The organism is Nocardia sp. 852002-20019_SCH5090214 (assembly GCF_001665865.1).
In the GTDB taxonomy this organism is placed as follows: domain Bacteria; phylum Actinomycetota; class Actinomycetes; order Mycobacteriales; family Mycobacteriaceae; genus Nocardia; species Nocardia nova.
Map to the genome: position 1 here is coordinate 1 of NZ_LZMK01000075.1, position 980 is coordinate 980.

Annotated in this window: 1 protein-coding gene and 1 pseudogene; both read right to left on the reverse strand. The window is 69.2% G+C overall.

Features of this window, described 5'->3' with window-relative positions; translation table 11 throughout:
* Positions 1–578, reverse strand: a pseudogene (locus tag A5780_RS07270) (DNA cytosine methyltransferase); the annotation flags it as partial.
* The coding region (locus A5780_RS07275) for a hypothetical protein (RefSeq protein WP_231982878.1) at positions 575–980 on the reverse strand (406 nt) is incomplete at its 5' end. The gene A5780_RS07275 and the pseudogene A5780_RS07270, both read right to left, overlap by 4 nt.

Here is a 980-nt window from a genome sequence, read left to right on the forward strand (position 1 = left end):
TACGCGATGTAGAGCCGGTCGCGGGACTGCGGCACCGGCAGGCAGGTGCGCGGCAGCACGTGCGCGGAATTCAGGGCGATGACCCGGGTCTCGTAACCGAGGTCCTGGATCTCGCGCAGCCACCGATGCCGGTCGTCCCACTTCCAGCACTGCACGACGTTTTCCATCACCCCGGCCAGCACCGGCTTGCCGCGCGCGGCCATCGCACGCAGATACCGGGGAATCTGCTCGACCAGCGCCCGGCTGCGCCCGGACGCCGGATCCTCGACGATGCCGAGTTCCTCGTCGAACCGGTACTGGTTGCTCTGGTCGAAGTAGCGTTTCTGTCCCTTCGCGTCCGTCCATTCCGGGCACGCCGGGCTCGCCCAGAACAACTCCGTCGCGGGCAGCCGCGTCAGATCGATCTCCCTGACGTCGCCGGGCGGAAGATGTTCCACCGTGGGGAAATTCAGCTCGTGCACCGCCACACAGACCGGGTTGTGGTTGGCCGCGATCCGGCCCGTGAGACCGGGCACCGCCCGCCAGCCGAGGTAATCGCCCCCGTATCCGGCGAAGAAGACCGTCGATGTGAGGCTCATCGCGCGTCCCCGGGGATGTGTGCGGTCCAGCCGTCGATGACCTCGACCATCCGGTCCTGCCACTGCGCGGTCGTAACCTCGACCGCGCGGGCGCGGCGCAGGGCACGAGCTTCCCGCCACGACAGCGCGTTCCGGCCGTGTCCGAGACCGGCGCCGGCCGAGACCAGTTTCACCGGCAGGTAGGCACCGGCCTCGACCAGCACGCCCACGTACAGCCATCGCCGCTGCGGATGGGCGTGGGTGGCCTCGACCGCGGCGACATCGGTGGGGTCGATGCCGTAGCAGATCAGGTGGCGCCGCAAAGCTTTCAGCGGCGACCGATCTTCCTGCCGGGCCACGACCGCGCACCAGGCCAGCCATCCAGTGATCGCAGGGTGCGGGACTCCGCTCCACAGCGCCAAG